General features: G+C 68.3%; 1 protein-coding gene. It reads right to left on the reverse strand.

Annotated elements, in window-relative coordinates:
* Positions 1–367: 367 nt before the first annotated feature.
* A complete protein-coding gene (locus tag ABZ914_RS50810) occupies positions 368–1,648 on the reverse strand; it encodes an HNH endonuclease signature motif containing protein (RefSeq protein WP_500201745.1) in 1,281 nt (426 codons plus the stop codon).
* Positions 1,649–1,860: the final 212 nt, after the last annotated feature.

Genomic DNA, 1,860 nt, shown 5'->3' on the forward strand with positions numbered 1-1,860 from the left:
GGCGTCGCTTCGCGATGGACTTCGTCCACCCTTGACTTTGGAGCCTCTGCGGCCCCTAGGCAGGTGTTGGGGGCAGGCTCCGCCTGCCCCGCCCCGGGTCGCGCCGCCCCCACCGTCGCCCACGTAAGGGAGACCGGGAGAATTCGAGAACCCGCCGCCCAGTTCGCTGGCGAGGCCATTCGGTGATTTTGCCCGGGGTGATTCGGAGGGATCGGCAGCGCTCGGCCCGCTCATTGGAAGAGCCGTACGGGACACCAGCGCGCGGGTGTGGTCACCGGTGGCATTAGAGCGGCGTGGCGACAGGGGTAGGCGCCCGCGCCAGTAGCGCGGGCGTGCGTCTACCCGGTGTGGCGGTGTCGAGTGTTGGTCAGGCGGCCCAGTCGAGGGCGGGGGATTCGGGTGGGCGGCCGATACTGCCTGGTGGCCCGGTCCCGGTTGTGGATCCTCTGGCGTCGGCTGGTGGGAGTAGCCGGTAGACGTATCGCCCGTCGCCATCTTTAGTGATCTGAACTTGATCGGGACGACTGTGCTTGAAGCGGTTATGCCATCCGCAGGTGAGGGCGAGCTGGTCGATGTCGGTGGGCGATCGTCCCAGCGCCCATCCGTGCACGTGGTCGACCTCGCACAGCGTCCCGGGGACCTCGCAGCCCCTCACCGCGCAGGAGGAGTACAGCGTCTCCAGCACCTGTCGTTGTGCCGCGCTGGCGAACCGTTCCCGGTAGCCGAGGTAGAGCGGGGTGTTTCCGCGTCCGAGCAGGAGGGGTGAGACTCCGGCCGAGAGGGCGATGCGGCGGGCCTGGGCGGCGGGGATCGGGGTGCCGTCAGGCAGGCGCGCCGGGGCGTTGCCTCCGGTCAGCGTCTCCACGTCGCAGATCACCGTGACCTTGGACGCCTTGTGCCCACCCGACAGCACGCTCGACAGTGCCGCCGCCGTCCGTTCGGGGAGGTCACGGCGGTCGTCCGGTCCGGCCGGCTTGGCCAGCGGAGCGAGCGTGCCGTCCCAGATGGCGGCGTCTTCGGGGTTCAGCCACCCCTTGACGTACCGGCCGCCGTCCAGCGAACGCGTGGTCGTCAGCCAGGACTTGTCGTAGCCCCGCTTGGTGTCCTCGTCGGGGGCGTCTTCAGTGTCGTCGCGTTCGGCGATGAGGTCGCGGATGCGGCGGCCGAACGCGGCTACCTTCCCGGCCGAGAAGCCCTGCTCGACGAAGCCCAGGAGGGTTGTCTCGGCCTCGGCGCAGTCGGTGTCGTCGAGGCGGGCGACCGAGTCGGCGACGGTGGTGGCGTAGCCGTAGGACAGGTCGCCGGAGGCGAGCGCGGCGGAAACGTGGGGCAGGCGGTGGCGCTGCCGGGCGAGGGTGAGGCGCTCCTTGGCTCGGCTGTCGCGCATGCCCAACCGTGACCGCAGCCATGCCTGGGTGGAGGGATATCCCCAGCGGGCCTGTTCTCCGGCGGTGTCGACCCGACCGATGAACGATGCCAGCGCGCTTTCCTGCATATCGGACGCTGCCACGAGGGTTTCGGTGAGTTCCAGGCATGCTGCCGGAGATTCGGGAGCCTCGCGGGTGGCCAGTTCGGCGGCGATCTTCGCAGCGGCGTTCACCAATTCCATGGTGGACGCCTCGTCGAGATCGACCTTGACCGAATGCATGAGTCAAGTATATCGACTGTGGATGGTCTTGGTGTCGAGAAAGGGGGGCTATTTTTGTTGCTCTGAGGATAGGTATAGCTGGGTATACCTACATTTCCTTGCGAGGTTCGAATCGGCGCCAATTCATCGCGCTTTTCGCCTCCGGTTTCCCTTACGTGGGCGACGGTGGGGGCGGCGCGACCCGGGGGCGGGGCAGGCGGAGCCTGCCCCCA

It is taken from the genome of Spirillospora sp. NPDC046719, assembly GCF_040645715.1.
In the GTDB taxonomy this organism is placed as follows: Bacteria; Actinomycetota; Actinomycetes; order Streptosporangiales; family Streptosporangiaceae; genus Spirillospora.

Bases quoted from the DNA above. Each gene is read 5' to 3' on its own strand.
- ABZ914_RS50810 (WP_500201745.1), bottom strand. From the start codon at position 1,648: ATGCATTCGGTCAAGGTCGATCTCGACGAGGCGTCCACCATGGAATTG.